This window comes from Mycolicibacterium pulveris, from assembly GCF_010725725.1.
GTDB lineage: Bacteria > Actinomycetota > Actinomycetes > Mycobacteriales > Mycobacteriaceae > Mycobacterium > Mycobacterium pulveris.
In genome coordinates, this window is sequence record NZ_AP022599.1 from 3,738,275 (window position 1) to 3,761,546 (window position 23,272).

A 23,272-nucleotide genomic window follows, 5' to 3' on the forward strand; every position below is an offset into this window, starting at 1 on the left:
GATGGCTGAGCGGATGGATGCCCGGCGGGTGACGGGCTGGACGGTCGTCAACGTCGCGGTGATCGTCTATGCACTGCTTCCGGTGCTGTGGATCCTGAGCCTGTCGTTGAAGCCGACGTCAACCGTCAAGGACGGCAAGTTGATTCCCGACGGGATCACGTTCGACAACTACAAGGGCATCTTCCAGGGCGACGTGTTCACCTCGGCGCTGGTCAATTCCATCGGCATCGGGCTGATCACCACGTTGATCGCGGTGGTCATCGGCGGCATGGCGGCCTACGCGGTGGCCCGACTGGACTTCCCCGGTAAGCGGCTGCTCATCGGTGTCGCGCTGTTGATCGCGATGTTTCCCCAGATCTCACTGGTGACACCACTTTTCAACATCTGGCGCAACATCGGTCTGTTCGACACCTGGCCCGGCCTGATCATTCCCTACATCACGTTCGCGTTGCCGCTGGCGATCTACACGCTGTCGGCGTTCTTCCGGGAGATCCCATGGGATCTGGAGAAGGCCGCCAAGATGGACGGCGCCACCCCGTGGCAGGCGTTCACCAGGGTGATCGCACCGTTGGCCGCGCCCGGCATCGTCACCGCGGCGATCCTGGTGTTCATCTTCGCGTGGAACGACCTGCTGCTGGCCTTGTCGCTGACCGCGACAGAGCGCGCGATCACCGCGCCGGTCGCGATCGCGAACTTCACCGGCAGTTCGCAATTCGAGGAGCCGACCGGGTCGATCGCGGCGGGGGCGATGGTCATCACCATCCCGATCATTATCTTTGTTCTCATCTTCCAACGACGGATCGTCGCGGGCCTGACGTCCGGTGCGGTGAAGGGGTAGTTCGATGGCCGAAATCGTGTTGGACCGGGTGACCAAGAGTTACCCCAACGGCGCAACGGCCGTTAAAGACTTGTCGCTGACCATCGCCGACGGCGAGTTCATCATCCTGGTCGGGCCGTCCGGTTGCGGAAAGTCCACGACGCTGAACATGATCGCCGGGCTGGAGGACATCACCTCCGGGGAGTTGCGCATCGACGGCGAACGGGTCAACGAGAAAGCGCCCAAGGACCGCGACATCGCAATGGTTTTCCAGTCCTACGCGCTGTATCCGCACATGACCGTGCGGCAGAACATCGCCTTCCCGCTGACCTTGGCGAAGATGAAGAAGGATGAGATCGCGCGCAAGGTCGACGAAGCCGCCAAGATCCTCGACCTGACCGAATTGCTGGACCGCAAACCCGCGCAGCTGTCCGGCGGGCAGCGGCAGCGGGTGGCCATGGGCCGGGCGATCGTGCGCAATCCCAAGGCATTTCTGATGGACGAGCCGCTGTCGAACCTGGACGCCAAACTGCGCGTGCAGATGCGCTCGGAGATCGCGCGTCTGCAGGACCGGCTGGGCACCACGACGGTCTACGTCACCCACGACCAGACCGAGGCGATGACGTTGGGCGATCGCGTGGTGGTGATGCTGGCCGGCGTGGCCCAGCAGGTCGGCACCCCTGATGAGCTCTACAGGTACCCGGCCAACCTTTTCGTCGCGGGCTTCATCGGTTCCCCGGCGATGAACTTCCTGCCGGCCACCATCACCGACGTGGGCCTGCGGCTGCCGTTCGGCGAAGTGACGCTGCCCCCGGAGGTTCACGATCTGCTGATCCGGCGGCAGGCGCCGACCAACGTCATCGTGGGCATCCGGCCGGAGCACCTCGAGGACGCCGCGGTGCTCGACGTGTACGCGCGGATCAGCGCGCTGACGTTCGACGTGAAAGTCGACCTGGTGGAGTCGCTGGGCGCCGACAAATACGTGCACTTCAAGGCCGAGGGCGCCGGTGCCCAGTCGGCGCTGCTCGCGGAGTTGGCGGCGGAGTCCGGCGCCGGTGAAAACGAGTTCGTCGCACGGGTTTCCGCCGAGTCCACCGCCAAGCAGGGCGACACCATCCAATTGGCGGTCGACACGTCGAAGCTGGTGATCTTCGATCCGGAGTCGGGTAAGAACCTCACCCTTCCCGACGACGACTCCGGCGCCGCGCCGGCCGAGTGATCGACGTCCTCGAGCGGGTGCGCGGACACGTCCGCGAACACTTCGCCGGGGCCGGCATCGCCGCCGAACCCGACGAGGCCAGCGTCACGTTTCTGGGCACCGAGAAGATCGACGTGCTGCGTTTCGGGCCGGACAGTCGGCCAGGTCTGGAGGACGTCGTTCACTATGTCTCCCTTGGCTGTTCGCGGCATCCGATGTTCGAGCCGACGGAGATGGTCACCGACCCGCTGCACGGTCCACGTGCCGAGATCTGCGTCGCGCTGCGCGGAGCGTCGCCGCCCGGTCTGGTGCGCTCCATCGCGATCGTCGCGGCCGCACCGGCGGTGGAAGGGTTGGTCCTGGAACCCGACGCGCTCATCGATCTCGAGACCCCGCTGTGGGACGGCGCGCCGTTCACCGCGTTCCTGCTGGACACCAGCGACATCGACGACGTCGCGTTGACGCCGCCGCTGCCGCCGGTGACGGTGTTGTCGGCGACGCCGATCACCGCGACGGAGGCGGCCTGGGTGCGGCTCAAGGGTGCCGATGCGATGCGTGAGGCGTGGCAGCAGGATGGGGTCGACGTGCTGGACCCGGGGCGGCGAGCCGCCCGTCCAACCTGAGCGGCGAGGCGTCGTCGGCACCGATACGAGCAGGCTGACGGCGGTGCGCTAGGTTCGTGCGGAAACCATCTGGATCCAAGGAGCATCTGACGTGAGCACAACACCCCTCAAGGTCGCCGTCACCGGTGCGGCCGGCCAGATCGGCTACAGCCTGCTGTTCCGCATCGCCAGCGGTTCGCTGTTGGGGCCGGAGCGCCCGGTCGAGCTGCGCCTGCTCGAGATCGAGCCCGCGCTCAAGGCGCTCGAGGGTGTGGTGATGGAGCTCGACGACTGCGCGTTCCCGCTGCTGGCCGGTGTCGAGATCGGCGCCGACGCCAACAAGATCTTCGACGGAGCCAACCTCGCCCTGCTCGTCGGCGCCCGGCCGCGCGGCCCGGGTATGGAGCGCAGCGATCTGCTCGAGGCCAACGGCGCCATCTTCACCGCCCAGGGCAAGGCCCTCAACGAGGTGGCCGCCGACGACATCCGCATCGGGGTGACCGGTAACCCGGCCAACACCAACGCGTTGATCGCGATGTCCAACGCCCCCGACATCCCGCGCGAACGGTTCTCCGCGCTGACCCGCCTCGACCACAACCGGGCGATCAGCCAACTGGCCCGCAAGACCGGCGCCAAGGTGACCGACATCAAGAAGATGACGATCTGGGGCAACCACTCGGCCACCCAGTATCCCGACCTGTTCAACGCCGAGGTGGCGGGCAGAAACGCCGCCGAGGTGGTCAACGACCAGGACTGGATCGAGAACGATTTCATTCCCACGGTCGCCAAGCGTGGCGCCGCGATCATCGAAGCCCGCGGTGCCTCCTCGGCCGCGTCGGCGGCGTCGGCGACCATCGACGCCGCACACGACTGGCTGCTGGGCACGCCGAAGGACGACTGGGTGTCGATGGCGGTGATCTCCGACGGCAGCTACGGCGTGCCCGAAGGGCTGATCTCGTCGTTCCCGGTGACTACCGAGAACGGCAACTGGACGATCGTGCAGGGGCTGGAGATCAACGACTTCTCCCGCGCCCGCATCGACAAGACGACGGGTGAACTCGCTGATGAACGAAAGGCGGTCACCGAACTCGGCCTCATCTGAGGCGATTAGGTTACCTACCGGTTCGTCGCTACCCTCGACCCCGTGTCGCACGCGGTGGAAGAGCATTCAGTGACGGAATCGAACATCGTCCTTCATGACGACGAGATTTTTGCCGCCCACGTCGGCGGCAAGCTCGGCGTAGCGCTGAAGGCGCCGCTGGACACGCAGCGCGCGTTGTCGATCGCCTACACCCCCGGGGTGGCCCAGGTCAGCCGGGCGATCGCGGCGGATCAGACGCTGGCCGCCCGCTACACGTGGGCCAACCGGCTGGTGGCTGTGGTCAGCGACGGCAGCGCGGTGCTCGGCATCGGCGATGTGGGCCCGGCGGCGTCGCTGCCGGTGATGGAGGGCAAGTGCGCGCTGTTCAAGGCGTTCGCCGATCTCGACTCGATCCCGATCGTGCTGGACACCAAGGATCCCGACGAGATCGTGGAGACGCTCATCCGGCTGCGCCCGACGTTCGGCGCGGTCAACCTCGAGGACATCTCCGCACCCCGCTGCTTTGAGATCGAGCGCCGGCTCGTCGAGGCGCTGGACTGCCCGGTCATGCACGACGATCAGCACGGCACCGCGATCGTGGTGCTGGCGGCGCTGATCGGCGCGGCGGCCGTCGTCGGGCGCGACCCGGCCTCGCTGCGCGTCGTCGTCTCCGGTGCGGGCGCGGCGGGTGTGGCGTGCGCAAAGATCCTGCTGGCCAAGGGGATCAGCGATATCACGGTGCTGGACTCGCAGGGCATCGTGCACAAGGACCGGCAGAACCTCAACGCCTACAAGACCGAGATGGCCGAGCAGACCAACCCCCGCGGGCTGACCGGCGGGATAGCCGAGGCGCTGAACGGTGCCGACGTGTTCCTCGGGCTGTCCGCCGGCGTGGTGCCACCCGAACTGGTGGAGACCATGGCCTCGGACTCCATCGTGTTCGCGCTGTCCAATCCCGACCCGGAGATCCACCCCGAGGACGCGAGGAAGCACGCCGCCGTGGTGGCCACCGGGCGCAGCGACTACCCGAACCAGATCAACAACGTGCTGGCATTCCCCGGAGTCTTCCGTGGGGCGCTGGACGCCGGCGCGCGGCGCATCACCGAAGAGATGAAGGTGGCGGCCGCCGACGCGATCTTCTCGGTGGTCGCCGACGACCTGTCGCCCGACTGCATCGTGCCGAGCGTGCTGGACCCGCGCGTCGGTCCCGCTGTGGCACAAGCGGTTGCCGCGGCCGCCGGCACCTGACGATGGCCATCCGGTGGCTGGCGTCGGCGCTCGTCGCGCTGCTCGTCGCGGCCACCGCCGGATGCGGCGACGACGCGGGTCCCCCGTCCATCGCCGTCGGCTCCACACCGGATCCCGACACGACGGCGATCGCGCACCTGTACGCGGCGGCGCTGAGGTACTACGGCAGCCCGGCGCACGTGAAACTCGACGCCGACCCGCTGGCCAAGCTGGATTCCGGCGAGGTCCGCGTCGTCCCGGGTTTCACCGGACGGCTGCTGCACCGGTTCATGCCCGACGCGACGGCGCGGTCGGCGGCACAGGTGTACCGGGACCTGCTGTCCGCCTTGCCCGAAGGCCTCGCCGCCGGTGACTACACGACCTCGGCCGAGGACAAACCCGCGCTCCTGGTCACCGAGGAGACAGCCGAAAAATGGGGTGGCCGTGACGTCACGGCGGCGGTGCACAACTGCGAGGAGCTGCGGACCGGTCACGTCGCCGACGAACCCGGGCCGGAAGCGCTGGGCGTGTGCGAGCTGGGCCGGTCACGTGAATTTCCCGACAGCGCAACGATGTTCGCAGCGGTGCTGGCGGGCGAGATCGACGCGGCGTGGACGACGACGGCGGCGACCGGGATCCCGCCGGAGTTGTTGACGTTGTCGGACAAGACGTCGCTGATCCGCGCGGAGAACGTGGTGCCGCTGTATCGCCGCAACGAGCTAAACGAACGACAGGTGCTCGCGCTCAACGAGGTCGCCGGCGTGCTGGACACCGCGACGCTGGCGCAGATGCGCGCCGACGTCGCCGACGGACAAGATCCGACCCACGTCGCCGACGCGTTCCTGGCCGAACACCCCCTCGGCGACTGACCCCCTTTACGGCGAGCGTGCGTGTCTGCGGGCGACACGCCGCCAAAATGCGCGAGTTCACGCACGCTCGCGGTCAGTGGGCGTTGGGGATCAGCCGCGTCACCACGGTGTTGAAGAGCCGCTGATAGCCCGCGCCGGTGAGCCGCACGATCGCGTCGAGCACCTTGGCGTCCGGGCCCACCAGGACGCGCGGCTTGTTCTTGCGCACGGCGGCGAGGATTTCGCGCGCCGCCTTCTCGGGGGTCGTGATCGTCAGCTTCTTGTCGAAAGTCTGCGTCAGGCCTTCCTTGTCGACGCCTTCCGCGGCGGTCGAGTTGCGCATGATCGCGGTCTTGATGCCGCCGGGATGCACGGTGGTCACCTTCACGGGATGTCCGTTGGCGATCATCTCCTGGCGCAGCGCCTCGGTGAATCCGCGCACGGCGAACTTCGCGGAGTTGTACGCGGCCTGTCCCGGCACCGAGAAGATGCCGAACAGGCTGGAGACGTTGACGATATGCCCGTCGCCGGAGGCGATCAGATGGGGCAGAAACGCCTTGGTGCCGTTGACCACACCCCAGAAGTCGACATCCATGACGCGCTCGAGGTCCTTGTACGGCGTCACCTCGACATCGCCGACGTAGGCGATCCCGGCGTTGTTGTAGATCTGGTTGACCGTGCCGAAGTGCGCCACCACCGAGTCGGCGTACAACTCGAAGGCCTCGCGTTCGGTGACGTCCAGGCGGTCGGCCTTCACCGGCGCGCCGATCGCCTTGATTCGCTGCTCGGTGGCTGCCAAACCGTCGGTGTCGACGTCGCTGATCGCGAGCTTGGCGCCCGACCGGGCCAGTTCGACCGCCAGCGCCTGCCCGATGCCTGATCCGGCGCCGGTCACCACCGCGATCTTTCCGGCGAAGCCCTCCATAACCGCACTCCCTCGTATCGATTGCTGCGGTCGAGGTTAGTCGGTACTCGCGGTAGCGGATACTGGACCCCCTGTGCGGGGCGCGATCAACTACCGGGTTGATACCACCCACCAGGTGCACGCGAGCAACCCGTTAAGCAGTTATCCACAGCGTCGGGTCGCGGCAGGTTGGCCGTCGGCTTCTTCCCGGTCACGCTTACCGGTGTGACGCGTTGGCGCCTCGGACATGTCGATCGCCTGATGTCGGCGCAGGACGGAATCATTTCGCGTCGCCAAGTTCTGGACGCCGGCGGGACCGATTCCGACATCGCCAGGATGCTGCGCCGTCGCGATTTGACCGATGTCCATCGTGGCGTCTACGTCAGCCACAGCGGCGGACTCACCCTGGCGCAGCGACAATGGGCCGCGGTGCTGGCCTTCTGGCCGGCCGCGTTGGCTCATGCCTCGGCCCTGCCCGATCCGTCGCCGACGGTGGTCCATGTCGCCGTGGCCGCGGGGCGCAATCTGCGGCCGCTGCCCCGCATCGTGCTGCACAGGACGCCCGAGTTCGAGCGACGCGCCGAACTTGACCGCAGCCCGCCGACAATCCGGCTGGAGCACGCGCTGATTGACGTGGTCGGCGGCGAACTTCACAACAACGACATGGCGGCTGCGTTCGCCGTACTGGCTCGGTTGTGTGCCAGCCGGCGCACCACGCCGCAGCAAATACTGCGGGTACTGGCGACCCGCCAGCGTGTGTGCGGTCGGCGCACGTTGGAGGCAATGCTCGCCGATCTTCGTGACGGCGCATGTTCGGTGCTGGAGCGCGGCTACCTTCATCGGGTCGAGCGTGCGCACGGGCTGCCCAGGGGCGAGCGTCAAGCTCGGAGTACCGCGACTGGTCGGCTCACCTATCAGGATGTGCATTACCGGGGGCAAAGGGTTGTGGTCGAACTCGACGGCCGCGCGTTTCACGATGCGCCGCGAGACCGCGATCGCGATGCCCTGCGTGATCTCGCGGAGTTGAGCCGGTCAGACCTGGTCACCACGCGGGTGACCTATGGGCTTGTCTTTGGCGATGCATGCCGCACCGCTGTCCTGCTCGGCGACCTACTCCGCCGCCGGGGCTGGACCGGTCGGATGAGACTCTGCCCCACGTGCGATCCCGCGTATGCGCTAACGGGTTGATCCCACGCACCAGATGCACGCAATCAACCCGTTAACCCCTAGGGTTCGAAGGCTTCGTCGATGATTTCCTGCTGTTCGACCGCGTGCACCTTCGACGAGCCCGACGACGGCGCCGACATCGCCCGCCGCGAGATGCGCTTGATGCCGCCGAGCTTGTCCGGCAACACCTCGGGCAACGTCAGCCCGAACGTCGGCCACGCCCCCTGGTTCGCCGGCTCCTCCTGCACCCAGAAGTATTCCTCGACATTCGGGTACCGGTCGAGGGTCTCGGCGAGCCGCCTGCGCGGCAGCGGAGCGAGCTGCTCGATCCGCACCAGCGCGACATCGTCGCGCTCGTCCTTCTTCTTGCGGGCGGCCAGCTCGTAGTAGAGCTTGCCGCAGCACAACAACATCCGGCGCACCTTGCCGCGGTCTCCGTCGCCCTCGGCGAACGTGGGCTCCTCGATCACCGAACGGAACTTGGCCTCGGTGAACTCCTTGAGATCGCTGACGGCGGCCTTGTTGCGCAGCATCGACTTCGGCGTGAACACGATCAGCGGGCGGTGGATGCCGTCCAGGCCGTGCCTGCGCAGCAGATGGAAGTAGTTCGCCGGGGTCGACGGCACCGAGATCGTCATCGAGCCCTCGGCCCACAGCTGCAGGAACCGCTCGATGCGGCCCGACGTGTGGTCGGGTCCCTGACCCTCGTGCCCGTGCGGCAGCAGCAGCACCACGTCGGAGCGCTGCCCCCACTTGGCCTCACCGGAGCTGATGAACTCGTCGATGATCGACTGCGCGCCGTTGACGAAGTCGCCGAACTGGGCCTCCCACAACACCAGCGCGTCCGGATTGCCCACCGAGTACCCGTATTCGAAGCCCACCGCCGCGAACTCCGACAGCGCCGAGTCATACACCATGAACCGGCCGCCGGTCGGGTTGCCGTCGGCGTCGACGGTCAGCAGTTGCAGCGGGGTGAACTCCTCACCGGTCTTGCGGTCGATGATCACCGAGTGCCGCTGGCTGAACGTGCCGCGGCGGGTGTCCTGCCCGGACAACCGGATCAGCTTGCCTTCGGCCAGGAACGAACCGAACGCCAACAGTTCGGCGAACGCCCAGTCGACCTTGCCCTCGTAGGCCATCTCGCGCCGCTTCTCGAGCACCGGCTTGACGCGCGGATGCACCGTGAAGCCTTCCGGCAGCGCGAGGTGCGCGTCGCCGATGCGGGCCAACAGCGATTTGTCCACGCCGGTGTGCGTCCCGGCGGGCACCATCTGGTCGGCCTCCACCGAGGCGCTGGGCGCGATCGGATGTTTCTCGAGCTCGCGCACCTCGTTGAACACGCGCTCCAGCTGGCCCTGGTAGTCGCGCAGCGCGTCCTCGGCTTCTTTCAGCGAGATGTCGCCGCGGCCAATCAGCGCTTCGGTGTAGGTCTTGCGCACCCCGCGCTTACGGTCGATCGCGTCGTACATCGCCGGCTGCGTCATCGACGGGTCGTCGCCCTCGTTGTGGCCGCGCCTGCGGTAGCAGATCATGTCGATGACGACGTCCTTCTTGAACTTCTGCCGGAAGTCCACCGCCAGGCGCGCCACCCACACCGCGGCCTCGGGGTCGTCACCGTTGACATGGAAGATCGGTGCGCCGATCATCTTCGCGACGTCGGTGCAGTACTCCGACGACTTGGCGTCGGAAGGCGATGTGGTGAAACCGATCTGGTTGTTGACGATGATGTGGATCGTGCCGCCGGTGCGGTAGCCGCGCAGCAGCGCGAGGTTCAGCGTCTCGGCGACCACGCCCTGGCCCGCGAACGCGGCGTCGCCGTGCAGCATCAGCGGGACGACGGTGAAGCCGTCCTCGCCGTCACCCTTGTCGATCAGGTCCTGTTTGGCCCGCACCAGACCCTCCAGCACCGGGTCGACGGCTTCCAGGTGCGACGGGTTGGCGACCAGCGACACCTCGATGTCGTTGTCCCCGAACATCTGAATGAAGGTGCCACTGGCGCCCAGGTGGTACTTGACGTCACCGGAACCGTGCGCCTGCGACGGGTTCAGGTTGCCCTCGAACTCGCTGAAGATCTGCGAGTACGGCTTGCCGACGATGTTGGCCAGCACGTTGAGCCGGCCGCGGTGCGGCATGCCGATGACGACCTCGTCGAGCCCGTGCTCGGCGCACTGGTCGATGACGGCATCCATGGTCGGGATGACGGTCTCCGCGCCTTCCAGGGAAAACCGCTTCTGCCCAACGTATTTCGTCTGCAAGAACGTTTCGAACGCCTCGGCCGCGTTGAGCCGGCTCAGGATGTACTTCTGCTGCGCGACTGTCGGCTTGTCGTGCCTGCCCTCGATGCGCTCCTGCAGCCACTGCTGCTGTTCGGGTTCGAGGATGTGGGTGTACTCCACGCCGATGTGGCGGCAGTACGCGTCGCGAAGCACCGCGAGCACGTCGCGCAGCTTCTTGTGTTCCGCGCCGGCGAAGCCGTTGACCTTGAACTCGCGGTCGAGGTCCCACAGCGTCAGGCCGTGGGTCAGCACGTCGAGGTCGGGGTGGCTGCGGAAGCGGTTCTTGTCCAGCCGCAGCGGGTCGATGTCGGCCATCAGGTGGCCGCGGTTGCGGTAGGCCGCGATCAGCTCGATGACGCGGGCGTTCTTGTCCTCGATCGAGTCGGGGTTGTCGGTGCGCCAGCGCACCGGCTCGTAGGGGATGCCCAGCTCGCGGAAGATCTCGTCGAAGAAGTCGTCGGACAGCAGCAGCTCGTGCATGGTGCGCAGGAAGTCGCCGGACTCCGCGCCCTGGATGATGCGATGGTCATAGGTCGAGCTGAGCGTGACCAGTTTGCCGACGCCCAACTCGGCGATGCGTTCCTCGCTGGCGCCCTGGAACTCCGCGGGATACTCCATCGCGCCGACGCCGATGATCGCGCCCTGCCCGCGCATCAGCCGCGGCACCGAGTGCACGGTGCCGATGGTGCCCGGGTTGGTCAACGAAATCGTCACGCCGGAAAAGTCTTCGGCGGTCAGCTTGCCGTCGCGGGCCCGACGCACGATGTCCTCGTACGCGGCGATGAACTGGCCGAACCGCATCGTCTCGGCCTTCTTGATCCCCGCCACCACCAACTGCCGGTTACCGTCCCTGCCCTGCAGGTCGATCGCCAGCCCCAGGTTCGTGTGCGCGGGCGTGACCGCATTGGGTTTCCCGTCGACCTCGGCGAAGTGTCGGTTCATGTTCGGGAACTTGTTGACCGCCTGCACCAGTGCGTAACCGATCAGGTGGGTGAACGAGATCTTGCCGCCGCGAGTGCGCTTGAGGTGGTTGTTGATGACGATGCGGTTGTCGATCATCAGCTTGGCGGGAATGGCCCGCACACTGGTGGCCGTCGGCACCTCCAACGAGGCCGCCATGTTCTTGACCACCGCCGCGGCTGCGCCCCGCAGCACCTGGGTCTCTTGCTCGTCGGACGGCGCTGCGGCGGCCTTCGCCTTGGGTTCGGCCTTGGGCTTGGTCGACGCGGGCTCGCCGTCCTTGGCCTCAGATGCTTTGGGCGCAGACTTTTTCGCCGCGGGCGCCGTGGGCTCAGAGGGCTCGGACGGTTGCGCCGCCGGGGACTTTGGGGCGGGTGCGGGAGCGGGTTCAGGGGGCGAAACGGGTGCGGTGGCGCGCTGGCCGTTGGCCTCGGAAACCTGGCTGTCGGTGGTTGGCTCGGGGGAGTAGTCGACCAGGAATTCGTGCCAACTGGGATCTACCGACGAGGGATCCTCGCGGAATTTGCGATACATCTCCTCGACCAACCACTCGTTCTGTCCGAATGGTGAAGGTGAGCTCACGGTAGCTACTCGCCTCGATTCTCGCGTCACGCAAGCGCGCTGACACGCTCGCCAGGTTCTCTGCGGTTACCCGCCTTTCCGCCGCCCTAAAGGCTAGCGCCGAAGCAACAGCCAAGCCACGACAACGGCGTTATGACCATCGTGCTCCACGCAACTCGTTCCCACCGCTAGTTTCGCGGCGCCGGCAGCACATGCAGCGTGGACGGCCAGCGCGATGGGGGAGCGCCGAACGCTTTTTGCGCGTTGGCGACGATGCGCTTGCCCATCATCCGGTTGCCGACACCGCCGACGACGGCGCCGATGCCCACCGGCAGCACCTTGCCGAAGGCCATCGCGCCGCGCTTGAGCGTGTAGCGCTTCACGAAGTAGCGCACCAACCGGGAGTTCAACTGGGAGACCGCGGGCAACGGCAGCGTCGCCGCGCCGTCGGCGACCCACGCGCCGCTGGTGCGGCCCGTCCCGATCAGATCGGCGAGCGCCGCCTTGCCGTCGTCGCCGACCAGGACGCCGAGCACCATGGCCCGGCGGCGTTCGCGGTGCTCGGCCGGAATGCCGTGCACCTCCGCGACGGCAAGCACGTAGAGCGCCGTCGCCTCCAGGAACACGACGGTCTCACCGGCGACCGCCGACAGCGCGGTCAACGTGCCGATGCCGGGCACCGCGGCCGCGGAGCCGACGGCCGCACCGCTGGCCACCACCGCGGCCAGATACTGCGTCTCAAGCTTTTTGATGATCTCGGCCGGCGTCGCATCCAGGTTGCGGTCGCGGACACGGTCGACGTAGGCCTTGACCGCAGGCGCCTGCACGCGCGAACCACGTTCGATGATCCCGGACAGCACCTTGGCGGCGGCGCCGGGTTCCTCGGGGCTGCCGTTGGCATCGGGCAGCTGTTTCTTGGCCCTTGACCGGGCACTCATGGGCGGCCTCCCTGTCCGAACGGCTCATTTCAGGCTATCCGTTTGTTCCGTTTGTCCCAACGAACCCCAACGAACCCAAACGAACAAAGCCGCGTCCGGGTGCCCGCCGTGATTGCACTCACTGTGTGCCCGATCGGGAAGAAAATAATGAGAAGCGACGCTAACCATTTTCATGGCAACATCTCCGGCTGTGGACCTGACGCGAGCGGACTCCCGGACTGCGGGCGTCGAGCTGCCGAGTCGCCTCCGGATGATCCTCGTGCTGGGCGTCATGGTGGCGCTCGGCCCGCTCACCATCGACATGTACCTGCCGGCGCTGCCCGACATCGGCGAGCAGCTCGGGGTGTCGTCGTCGGTCGCGCAGCTCACCCTTACCGGAACGCTGGCCGGGCTGGCGCTGGGCCAGCTGGTCGTGGGTCCGCTGTCGGACTCGCTGGGCCGGCGCCGCCCGCTGATGGCCGGCATCGCGTTGCACATGGTGGCGTCGCTGCTGTGCCTGCTCGCCCCCAACATCACGGTCTTGGGGCTGGCCCGCGGGCTGCAGGGGATGGGCGCCGCGGCGGCCGCGGTGGTGGCCGTGGCGGTGGTCGGGGACCTGTTCACCGAGTCGGCGGCGGCCACCGTGATGTCGCGGTTGATCCTGGTGCTCGGTGTCGCTCCCGTGCTGGCTCCGTCGTTGGGCGCCGCGGTGCTGTTGAAGGCCTCGTGGCACTGGGTGTTCGCCGCGCTGGTGGTGATGGCGGGCGCACTGCTTGTGGTCGCGGCGTTCGCGCTGCCCGAGACGTTGCCCGTCGCGCATCGTCGGCCGCTGAACGTGCACGGCATCGCCGTCACCTACCGCCAGTTGCTGCGTGACATGCGCTTCATGGGCCTGGTGTTGGTCGCCGCGATGAGCATGTCGGGCCTGTTCGCCTATATCGCGGGCGCGTCGTTCGTGCTGCAGGGTCGCTACGGCCTCGATCAGCAGGTGTTCGCGCTGGTGTTCGCCGCGGGCGCCATCGCGCTGGTCGGCGCGACGCAGTTCAACGTCGTGCTGCTGCGCCGGTTCGCTCCACGCACCATCATGCTGTGGGCGCTGGTGGCCGCCGCGGCGGCCGGTGTGGTGTTCATCGGGTTGGCGGTCGCCGACGCCGGCGGGTTGTTCGGGTTCCTGGTTCCGGTGTGGGCGATCCTGGCCGCCATGGGGCTGGTGCTGCCGAATGCGCCCGCGGTCGCGTTGTCGCGGCATCCGGAAGCCTCAGGCACCGCGGCGGCGCTGCTGGGCGCGGCGCAGTTCGGGACTGGTGCGGCGGTCGCGCCGTTGGTCGGCATCCTCGGCAACAACGAGATCGCCCTGTCGGTCGTCATGACGGTGGGTATGGTGGTCGCGTTGTTCGCGCTGGCTCCGGCGCTGCGCGGCGGATCTCACCACGCAGCCGAAGGGTCGGCGATCGAACGTGCGGACGGCGTCATCGGCGACGCCGTGCCGGAACTCGCCTGACCCTGTTGAGCGTGGACCCCGACTTGTCGGGGCCACCCAAGCTCCGTAGCGTCGGCTGAACCGTCATCAGACCCAAGTCGACTTGAGATGTCCTCACATTTGACCCCTCGCCCGACCGGGCGCGCCTCGCGGCTCGGACTCAGCGCCCCGCTGGAACCCGCCGACTCCGGAAACGCCTGGAGTGCGCTGGCGGCGATGATGGTCGGCTTCTTCATGATCTTGGTCGACGCGACCATCGTGGCGGTCGCCAATCCGTCCCTGATGGATCAGCTGGGGGCCAGCTACGACGCCGTCATCTGGGTGACCAGCGCCTACCTGCTGGCGTACGCGGTGCCGCTGTTGGTGGCCGGGCGGCTCGGCGACCGGTTCGGCCCGAAGAACACCTATCTGATCGGGTTGACGGTGTTCACCGCCGCATCGCTGTGGTGCGGCCTGTCCGACACCATCGGCATGCTCATCGGCGCCCGGGTGCTGCAGGGGGTGGGCGCATCGTTGTTGACGCCGCAGACGCTGTCGACGATCACGCGCATCTTCCCGGCGGATCGTCGCGGCGTCGCGATGGGTGTGTGGGGCGCGACCGCGGGCGTCGCGACGTTGGTCGGCCCGCTGGCCGGTGGCTTCCTGGTGGACGGCCTTGGCTGGCAATGGATTTTCTTCGTCAACGTGCCCGTCGGTGTGCTCGGCGTGGCGCTGGCCGCCCGGCTGGTACCCGAAATGCCCACGCGGAAGCAACCCTTCGACCTGCCCGGCGTGCTGCTGTCCGGCATCGGCATGTTCATGATCGTTTATGCGCTGCAGGAAGGGCAGTCGAGCGGGTGGGCGCCGTGGGTGTGGGGGACCATCGCCGGCGGCATCGGCTTGATGGCCGCGTTCTTGATCTGGCAGTCGGTCAACCCCAACGAACCGCTGATCCCGCTGGAGATCTTCCGCGACCGCGACTTCTACCTGTCCAACCTCGGCGTCGCCACGATCGGGTTTGTGGTGACCGGCATGATGGTGCCGATCATGTTCTACGCCCAAGCGGTGTGCGGGCTTTCGCCGACCCGCTCGGGGCTGCTGATGGCGCCGATGGCGATCGTCAGCGGTGTGCTGGCGCCGTTTGTCGGCAAGATCGTCGACCGTTCGCATCCGCGGCCGGTGGTGGGATTCGGCTTTTCGGTGCTGGCCAGTTCGATGACGTGGCTGTCGATCGAGATGACACCGACGACGCCGATCTGGCGGATCGCGGTGCCGTTGACGGTGACCGGCGTCGGGATGGCGTTCATCTGGTCACCGCTGGCCGCGACCGCCACCCGCAACCTGGCGATCGACCGCGCCGGTGCGGGCTCAGGTGTCTACAACGCCACGCGCCAGGTCGGGTCGGTGTTGGGCAGCGCCGGGATAGCGGCGTTCATGACGTGGCGGATCGGTGCGGTGATGCCGCCGGCGGCCGACGAGGCCACCCGGACGTCGGGCGGTGTCATGCAACTGCCGGGCTTCCTTCATGCGCCGTTCGCCGCGGCGATGTCGCAGGCCATGTTGTTGCCCGCGTTCGTCGCGTTGATCGGGGTGGTGTTGGCGCTGTTCCTGGTCGGCTTCGAACGCGACCCGCGCGAGCCCGACGATCCCGATCGCAACGCCGCTCTGGCCGTCGACTACGGCGGGGACGAGACGTTCGTCGACGACGACGATGACTATCTCGAGTACACGGTGTCGTGGGACGAGCCCGACCCGGGCCCGGCGCCGCCCGGCGACACCGACCCACCGACCGATCCCATCCCGACGCGAGGCACGTCGTCGCATTGGCAGCACGAACAGCCGGGTGAAACCGAGGAGGACGAGCCCTGGCGCACCATCCTCGACCAGCTGCTCGAAGACGCCCCTGCGATACCGTCGACATCGGATAAGCCGGAGCCGATCGGCTTCGCGCACAATGGGTTTCACGTCGATGGCGAGCAGCGGTTCCGGCCGACGGGGCGCAGGCCGCTCGCCGAGCCGCGGTCACCCTTCGCCGAGGCCTACGACCTGCCGACCGAGCATCATTACCGGCCGGCCCGCCATCACCGCTCGGACGAGGCGCACGAGTCGCGGCAGTTCTGGTTTCAGGCGCACGGTCGACACGCCCGCGACGACGACCCCGACGACCGGCCGCGCCACGGCAGGCACTCGCTGCCGTGGAGCGACTGAGCTTGGCGATACGCACCGATCGTGCGGTGTCATACGCGACACGCCGCGACGGGCGGATGAACCTGCACAGTCGCGGTGGACCCCGACGCGTTACCCGCCGAACAGCACCGCGGGGTTGAGGAATCCGGTCGGGTCGAACGCGGACTTGACCGTCCGCATGGCCGCGATGTCGGCGTCGGTGCGCGACATGGCAAGGTAATCGCGCTTGCGGGTGCCCACCCCGTGCTCGGAGCTGACGTTGCCGCCCAGCCGCGCGATCAACTCCATCATCGGCGCGTACAGCCCGCGCTCGGCGTCGGGCCCGCACCGCAACACGTTCAGGTGCAGGTTGCCTTCGCCGATATGGCCGAACAACACGGGAATGGCCTCTGGCGCGTGCTCGGCAACCAGCCGCGTCGCGTCCCGGGCGAACTTCGAGATACCCGAAAGCGGCAGGGAAACATCGAACTTGAGCGGAGGACCATACACGCCGAGCACCTCGGCGACCGCTTCGCGCACCTGCCACAACCGCTGCTGTGCGGACATGTCGACGCCGACCGCCGGTTCGCCGGACAGCCGGGCGCCGTCAAGCGCGTCGGCCAGCCGCTCGGTCTGGTCGGTGTCGCCGGCCAGTTCGATCAGCAGCTGCCACGCGCCGTCGACGGGTGCGGGCACACCGACGTGCTCGGCGGTCAGCGCGCTCGCGCGCGCGTCGATCAACTCCAGCGCCGCGATGCCGTCCAGATCGCGGAAGAAGCGGCCGGTTTCGATGAGCGCGTCCAGCTCGGCGAACCCGCAGATCGCGGTCACCCGATGCGGCGGCGCGGGATGCAGCCGCAGATCCAGCCCGGTGATCACGCCAAGCGTGCCCTCGGCGCCGACGAACAGCGACGCGAGGTCGTATCCGGTGTTGTCCATGCGCACCCGGCTGTGCCGGTGCAGCACCGTGCCGTCGGGCAGCGCCACGTCCAACCCGATGACCTGTTCACCCATGTTGCCGTAGCGCACGGTGCGCAGCCCGCCGGCGTTCGTCGACGCCATGCCGCCGACGGTCGCGGTGTCCCTGGCGGCCAGGTCGACGCCGAACACCAGGCCCGCCGCGGCCGCTGCGCGCTGCACCTCGGCGAGCGTCACCCCGGCCCCGACGGTGATCCGCCGCTCGACGACGTCGACTTCGCCGATGTCACGCAGCCGTTCGGTCGACAGCAGCACGTCGTCGTTCTCGGGCACCGTGCCGGCCACCAGCGACGTCCGGCCGCCCTGCACCGTGACACAGACGCCTGCGTCGCGGCAGGTTCGTAGCACCGCGGCGACTTCGTCGGCGCTGCCCGGCCGCACCAGCGCGACCGCGTCGCCCCGGTAGCGCCCGGTGTGGTCGACGCTGCGCCCGGCCAACACGTCGGGGTCGGTGCTGACGTGGGCGGTCCCGACGATCCCGGAGAGCTGCTCGGACAAACTCACCGATCGGGTGTATCACACGGCGCCAGCGACAGGAACGCGCCCAACTCCACCAGCCGGTCCGGCGTCGTCGGCAGGTAGTCGGTCAGCAGCGGCGAGCGCACGATCACACAAAGGTACTGGGCCCGGCTCACCGCGACGTTGAGGCGATTTCGGTTGAGCAGAAACGCGATTCCCCGCGGCGCGTCGTCGGCCGAGGACGCGGCCATCGATACGAACACCATCGGAGCCTGGCGTCCCTGGAACTTGTCGACGGTGCCGACCTCGATATCGGGGTAACCCGCGGCGTCGAGTCGGCGGCGCAGCGTCACCACCTGCGCGTTGTACGGCGTGACGACGAGCACGTGGCGCTGGGCCAGCGGTTCCGGGGGGCGGTCCCTGTCGGTCCACGGAGTGCCCAGCAAGCGGCCGATCTCGGCGACGATCGCGTCGGCCTCTTCGGGGCTCTCGGTCGAGTTGCCGTCGTGGTCGACGGTGAGCACCCGCAGCCCTGGGGCGTGCCCGTCGAGCACACGCGCCGTGGTGACCTCGTCGAACGACTGCAACCTGTTGTCATAGGACAACCGCGACACCGCCGAGCACACCGCCGGGTGCATCCGGAAGGAGCGGTCCAAGAAGTAGCCGAGTTCGCTTGGCAGCGTGTGCCTTCCGTCGACCAGCCAGCCCAGCGCGGACCGGTCGACGGGTTCGGGGTGGGTACCCTGGCTGACCTGCGGGAGCTGCTGCGGATCACCGAGCAGCATCAGGTTGCTCGCCGCCGGTGCGACGGCGATGGTGTTGGCCAGGCTGTACTGGCCGGCCTCCTCGATCACGAGCAGGTGCAGCGACCGACGCGGAATCTTGGTGGCGTTCGCGAAGTCCCAGCCGGTGCCGCCGACGACGCAGCCGACGCCGCGGGTGGTGTGCTCGTCGATGAACGTGGCGAACTCGGGGTTGGTCAGCTCGGTCCAGCCGCAGTTGACGGTGTTGAGCTTCTTGGCGACGTGTGCGCCGTCGACACCCGCCTCCAGCACGTCGGCGAAAAGGTTCTCCACCACCGCGTGTGACTGGGCCACCACGCCGATGCGCCAGCCGTGGGCATTGACGAGTCGTTCGATCACCCGCGCCGACGTGTACGTCTTGCCGGTGCCGGGCGGCCCGTGCACGGCGAGGTAGGAGGCGTCCAGGTCGAGCAGCGCCGCGGTGATGTCGTCTGCGATCGCGCCGCCGTGCGGCAGCGGGTTGCCGCTGCGGGTGCGTGGGGTGCGCCGCAGCAGGATGTCGGTGAGGGCGTCGCGCGGCAGCATCGGCAGCCCGGCGGCCACCGCGGCCGCGGTTTCCTCGATCGACTCCTCCAGCGGTTTGGTGTTGATCGGCGGACCCGGAGTCAGCGCGAACGGCAGCCGATCGAACACATCGCCGTTCTTCGGCTGCTTCTCGACGACGACGACTTCGGTCGGCACCTCCGGGTCGTTGCATCCGGTAATCGTGACGGCGCCGAACCCACGGCGGTCCGGATCGTCGGTGAGCCCCTCGGGGGCGGGCGGGTCGTAGAGCGCGTACATGTCGCGAGCCAGTTCGCCGTTGGCGAGCTCGCCGTAAAGCCGTAGATGCCGCTGTGGTTTGCGCGCTTTCGGCGGCCGATGCCAGTCGTGTTCGATCTCCACCCGGTCGGCGATGAACACGTCGCCGTCGTCGGCCCACTCGTCGACGGGATTGTTGACCCGGTCGAAGTGGCTCCACCAGAACGGCTTGTGCTCGCGGCGGTGATATCCGCGGGCGGCGGCGAACATCGCGACCGCGGCCTGCTCCGGCGTGCGCCCTTCGACACCGTCGCCGGCGAACTTGAGCAGTCGGCGTTCGAGGTCGTCGCCGATCTCGATGGCCGTTTCGTCGTCGCGCACCGGCTGCGGTCCGCGCACGGGCACCCCGGTCTCGATGGCGCGGGCCATCAGCCACTCGCGCAACCGGCGCGTCGAGCGGCAGTCGTAGAGGTTGTAATCCTCGATCTGCTTGAGCACGGCGGCGGCTTCGGCGGTGTGTCCCTCGTCGCGCAGCGCGCAGTAGCGCGCGTACTGGGTGATGGAGTCCGCGGCCGTGGTCACCTCGCCGCTGCGTAGCTCCTTGCCCATGTACAGCGGCTCCAGCGACTTGATGCTGTAGTTTTCCGTTCCGACGCGAATGCTCTTGCGCACCAACGGATACAGGTCGACAAGCACACCGTTGCGCAGCAGTTCGTCGACATCGTTCTCGCCCACGCCGTAGCGCCCGGCCAGACGCAGCAGGGTGCTCTTCTCGTAGGCCGCGTAGTGGTAGATGTGCATGCCGGGGTAGCGCCGCAGCCGCTTGCGCACCATGGCAAGGAAGTCGATCAGCGCCTGGCGCTCGCTGGTCCGGTCGTGCGCCCAGAACGGGGTGAATTCGCCCCCGACGGTCAACACACCCCACAGGTACTCCAGGCCCCACTCGCGGCCGTCGGCGGTCCACAGCGGGTCGCCTTCGAAGTCGAAGAACAAATCGCCCTTGTTCTCGTCCGGCAGCACCATCAGCGGTTGCGGGTCCACCACCTCGTAGGCGGGTTTGCCGTCGACCATCGGCATCAGCTGCAGCCGGGCCTGGTCCCGCAGCGCGGTCAGCGCCCGCGACGACAGCTCGGGCACCGGCCCCTCGTGCCGCGCGAGCTCGGTGACGGTCGTGATGCCCGCGTCGAGGAGCCGGGCGCGCTGACTGATCCGCATACCCGCGACGAGCAGCAGGTCGTCGTGCGCCCGCACCTGAAGCTCGCACTCGGGGCAGCGGAAACACGCCCGCACGGTCTCGTCGTCCCAGGCGACGGGCTCGCCGCCGACGAGGTGCTCGTCGAGCAGGCGCTGCAGAGCGGCGCGCCTGCTTTCGTACACCGGAAGCAGTTCGTCGACGCGGTACTCGACAATGGCGCCGTCGCCGAGCATCAACTCAACGACCGGTGCCACCGGGACACCGGCGCGGGCCAACGTGTCGGCGTAGGCGGCGAGTTGCAATAGCGCCTCGACCTTGACCGAACGGGCCAGCTTGGTGTCGCGCAGCCGGTATGCGTCGCCCTCGAGGATGAGGAAGTCGGCGAACCCGGCGAACCGGCCGTCGAACATCGCGGCCTGGTAGATGACCGGTGCGCGGCGCTGCACGGCGCGCATGGTGGCCTCTGCGGCCGCGGTCAGTCCCGCCGCGGTGTAGCTGGGTCTGTCGATGATCGCGACGTCGGCGTGGCCCCGCAGCTCGTCGAGATGGCGTTGCTCGTGCTGGTCGCCGAGCTCGGCGGTGCGGGCCAATAGTTCGTCTTCGACCGCCACGGCAGGACCGCGGCCCAGCTTTTCGTCGAACGCGCGCAGCAGCGCGTACTCGCAGCGCGCGGCCGCCGCGAGGTCCGAGGCGCTGTAGATGACGCGGTCGTCGGTGACGAACACGCTGCCACTGTAAGCGAGCCGCCCGACACCACCTCCTGGCGCGAACGTGGGTTACCCGCACGCCTTGAGCGCGTTGGGCGTGTCGCGAGCCCACACTCGTCGATCCCCAACGCCGACAGCACCTCCTGGCGCGAACGTGGGTTACCCGCACGCCTTGAGCGCGTTGGGTGTGTCGCGAGCCCACACTCGTCGATCCCCAACGCCGCATCCACCTGCTGGCGCGAACGTGGGTTACCCGCACGCCTTGAGCGCGTTGGGTGTGTCGCGAGCCCACACTCGTCGATCCCCAACGCCGCATCCATCTCCTGGCGCGAACGTGGGTTACCCGCACGCCTTGAGCGCGTTGGGCGTGTCGCGAGCCCACATTCGTCGATCCCCAACGCCGCATCCATCTCCTGGCGCGAACGTGGGTTACCCGCACGCCTTGAGCGCCATGGGCGTGTCGCGAGCCCACACTCGTCGATCCCCAACGCCGCATCCATCCACAGCCGTGGCCGTCGTCGCCGGCGCACCGGCCGATCGTGTGAGACCCGCCGCCGACGGTGACCCCATGAACACGGAATCGATGCCGTTCATCGGCACGGAAGCGGTGGCGGCCGGAACTGCGACCAGGCGGACCTTGGTCAGCCGCCATCAGATGATCTATCGCAACGTCTACTTGCCGAAGGCGGTCGAGCTGACGCCCGAGCGGCGCGCGGTCGCCGCGTGGCTGTGGTCCAACCGCAACGCCACCCTCGCCGGGATGTCCGCTTCAGCGCTCTACGGATCGCGCTGGATCGACGAAAAGCTGCCGGCGGAGTTGATCCGTCGTGAGGCCTGCCCGGTCGAGGGGATTCTGATCCACCGCAACAAGTTGCGCGACGACGAGTTCGTCATCGTGGGACGAATGCCGGTGACGACACCGGCGCGGACGGCATTCGACCTCGGGCGCAGACCTGGACTCGAGAGCGCGACCATCCGAATCGACGCGCTGGCCAACGCCACCGGTCTCAAGGCCGTCGACGTCGAGCGCCTGGCCGATATCCGTCGTGGGGCCCGCGGCATCGTGCAGTTGCGGCGCGTGTTGGAGTTGATGGACAGCGGTTCTGAGTCACCGCAGGAAACGCGGACCCGCCTGCTGCTGACCGCTGCCGGGTTTCCGCGACCGCAGACGCAGATGGCCGTCATCGATGAGTCCGGTTCGTTCGTTGCCCGCGTCGACATGGGGTGGGAGGAATTTCAGGTCGGCGCCGAATACGACGGAGCCCAACACTGGGACGACCCCGAGCAACACGCGTACGACATCGATCGCCTGGCTAACCTTGCCGCCGAGGGCTGGCTCATCATCCGCGTGAGCCGAGATCTGCTGCGGTATCGACCGCATGTCTTTCTCGCCCGCGTGCGCGACGCGATGAAGGCGCGGGGCTGGCCGGATGCGGACCGGATCCGGCTCGACGCACGCATCTCCTGGCTAGACCGTTAGGCGGGCGAGTGTGGGCTCGCGACACGCCCAACGCGCTCAAGGCGTGCGGGTAACCCACGTTCGTCGATCTCGGCGGGTGAAGAAGCCCGATCAGCCCGGGGTGTTGCCGATCAGCTCCACGCCGTTGCCGTTCCACCGGAACTTCACCACGCTGTCCAAGCCGGGCACGCCGTTGGAGTAGCGCAGCGCGACGGTGTCACCGGTGCTGGCGGTCGCATCGATGCCGTTGAACCCGTAGGTGTCGGGCACCCCGTCGGGAATGAACTTGCCGTGGTGAAACATCACCGCGCGGGTGTTGGGGTTCTCGGCGTTGGTGTTGGCCTTCACGATCACCACCGACAGCGGCGCGCATTCGTTGTAGTTGCCCGCCAGCGGCTCGGGGCTCCACGCCTGGTTGCTGCGCGGATCGCGAGGCAGCTCCGAGACCGCCCTGGCGATCTCGGGCGCGGCGAGGTTGACCTCGCAGGGGTCCGCGGCCGCCGTCGTGCTCGGTGCCACCGGGGGCAGCGACGACGGCGCCGCCGCTGCCGAGGGAGGCGACGCCGTCGGGCCCGGCGTCTTGGAGACGGTGGAGTCGCCCGACCCACAGCCGGCAAGGACAGCTGCCGCTACCGCGAGGAGACTGCAGAACCGAACCGTGCACTTCACCTAACCCACCCTCGCAAATCGCGGCGGGCAGATCGCGGCGACACACCGCTGCCGGACGTGACCGCTGCGACGCGGACC

16 protein-coding genes are annotated in these 23,272 nt (G+C 68.0%); 10 read left to right on the forward strand and 6 right to left on the reverse strand.

Going from position 1 to position 23,272, the window contains the following annotated elements; genetic code table 11:
• The first annotated feature begins 13 nt into the window (after positions 1-13).
• From G6N28_RS18140 to G6N28_RS18165, 6 genes are all read left to right on the forward strand, one after another.
• On the forward strand, positions 14-838 hold the full coding sequence (locus tag G6N28_RS18140; protein ID WP_179962213.1) for a carbohydrate ABC transporter permease: 825 nt from the start codon (positions 14-16) through the stop codon (positions 836-838).
• 4 nt (positions 839-842) lie between these two features.
• On the forward strand, positions 843-2,036 hold the full coding sequence (locus G6N28_RS18145) for an ABC transporter ATP-binding protein (RefSeq protein WP_163902655.1): 1,194 nt from the start codon (positions 843-845) through the stop codon (positions 2,034-2,036).
• On the forward strand, positions 2,033-2,638 hold the full coding sequence (locus G6N28_RS18150; RefSeq protein WP_163902657.1) for a suppressor of fused domain protein: 606 nt from the start codon (positions 2,033-2,035) through the stop codon (positions 2,636-2,638). The genes G6N28_RS18145 and G6N28_RS18150 overlap by 4 nt, the downstream gene beginning before the upstream one ends.
• Positions 2,639-2,729: 91 nt before the next feature.
• Entirely contained in the window at positions 2,730-3,719 is a 990-nt protein-coding gene (locus tag G6N28_RS18155) for a malate dehydrogenase (RefSeq protein WP_163902660.1), read from the forward strand.
• A 42-nt stretch (positions 3,720-3,761) separates the two neighbouring features.
• On the forward strand, positions 3,762-4,946 hold the full coding sequence (locus G6N28_RS18160; RefSeq protein WP_179962109.1) for an NAD(P)-dependent malic enzyme: 1,185 nt from the start codon (positions 3,762-3,764) through the stop codon (positions 4,944-4,946).
• Positions 4,947-4,948: 2 nt separating this feature from the next.
• Positions 4,949-5,794 (forward strand): glycine betaine ABC transporter substrate-binding protein, encoded by an 846-nt coding sequence (locus tag G6N28_RS18165; RefSeq protein WP_179962110.1) that lies wholly within the window; start codon positions 4,949-4,951, stop codon positions 5,792-5,794.
• A gap of 73 nt (positions 5,795-5,867) precedes the next feature.
• Here the strand turns inward: G6N28_RS18165 and G6N28_RS18170 are convergent, their stop codons facing one another.
• Positions 5,868-6,698, reverse strand: a complete 831-nt coding sequence (locus G6N28_RS18170; protein WP_163902662.1) for an SDR family NAD(P)-dependent oxidoreductase — start codon at positions 6,696-6,698, stop codon at positions 5,868-5,870.
• 168 nt (positions 6,699-6,866) lie between these two features.
• On the opposite strand from G6N28_RS18170, the gene G6N28_RS18175 reads away from it, so the two are divergent.
• Positions 6,867-7,865 carry a type IV toxin-antitoxin system AbiEi family antitoxin domain-containing protein gene (locus G6N28_RS18175; RefSeq protein ID WP_235674621.1) on the forward strand — a complete coding sequence of 333 codons (999 nt, stop codon included), beginning with the start codon at positions 6,867-6,869 and terminating at the stop codon, positions 7,863-7,865.
• A gap of 38 nt (positions 7,866-7,903) precedes the next feature.
• On the opposite strand, the gene G6N28_RS18180 is transcribed toward G6N28_RS18175, so the two are convergent.
• Together G6N28_RS18180 and G6N28_RS18185 are read right to left on the reverse strand one after the other, a co-directional pair.
• Positions 7,904-11,614: a multifunctional oxoglutarate decarboxylase/oxoglutarate dehydrogenase thiamine pyrophosphate-binding subunit/dihydrolipoyllysine-residue succinyltransferase subunit gene (locus G6N28_RS18180; protein WP_235674778.1), complete on the reverse strand. Its 3,711-nt coding sequence runs from the start codon at positions 11,612-11,614 to the stop codon at positions 7,904-7,906.
• A gap of 215 nt (positions 11,615-11,829) precedes the next feature.
• Complete coding sequence (locus G6N28_RS18185) at positions 11,830-12,579, reverse strand: hypothetical protein (protein WP_163902666.1); 750 nt, start codon at positions 12,577-12,579, stop codon at positions 11,830-11,832.
• A 172-nt stretch (positions 12,580-12,751) separates the two neighbouring features.
• Here G6N28_RS18185 and G6N28_RS18190 point away from each other — a divergent pair, with 172 nt between their 5' ends.
• Together G6N28_RS18190 and G6N28_RS18195 are read left to right on the forward strand one after the other, a co-directional pair.
• Positions 12,752-14,059, forward strand: coding sequence for a multidrug effflux MFS transporter (locus tag G6N28_RS18190; protein ID WP_163902668.1), 1,308 nt, complete (start codon positions 12,752-12,754; stop codon positions 14,057-14,059).
• A gap of 87 nt (positions 14,060-14,146) precedes the next feature.
• Positions 14,147-16,225, forward strand: a complete 2,079-nt coding sequence (locus G6N28_RS18195) for an MFS transporter (protein WP_179962111.1) — start codon at positions 14,147-14,149, stop codon at positions 16,223-16,225.
• A 90-nt stretch (positions 16,226-16,315) separates the two neighbouring features.
• On the opposite strand, the gene G6N28_RS18200 is transcribed toward G6N28_RS18195, so the two are convergent.
• Positions 16,316-17,665, reverse strand: coding sequence for an FAD-binding oxidoreductase (locus G6N28_RS18200; RefSeq protein ID WP_163902670.1), 1,350 nt, complete (start codon positions 17,663-17,665; stop codon positions 16,316-16,318).
• Entirely contained in the window at positions 17,662-21,084 is a 3,423-nt protein-coding gene (locus tag G6N28_RS18205; RefSeq protein WP_163902672.1) for a TM0106 family RecB-like putative nuclease, read from the reverse strand. The genes G6N28_RS18200 and G6N28_RS18205 overlap by 4 nt, the downstream gene beginning before the upstream one ends.
• A 550-nt stretch (positions 21,085-21,634) precedes the next feature.
• Here G6N28_RS18205 and G6N28_RS18210 point away from each other — a divergent pair.
• On the forward strand, positions 21,635-22,546 hold the full coding sequence (locus G6N28_RS18210; protein ID WP_163902674.1) for a hypothetical protein: 912 nt from the start codon (positions 21,635-21,637) through the stop codon (positions 22,544-22,546).
• 90 nt (positions 22,547-22,636) lie between these two features.
• On the opposite strand, the gene G6N28_RS18215 is transcribed toward G6N28_RS18210, so the two are convergent.
• Positions 22,637-23,194: an LppP/LprE family lipoprotein gene (locus tag G6N28_RS18215; RefSeq protein ID WP_163902676.1), complete on the reverse strand. Its 558-nt coding sequence runs from the start codon at positions 23,192-23,194 to the stop codon at positions 22,637-22,639.
• Positions 23,195-23,272 lie beyond the last annotated feature (78 nt).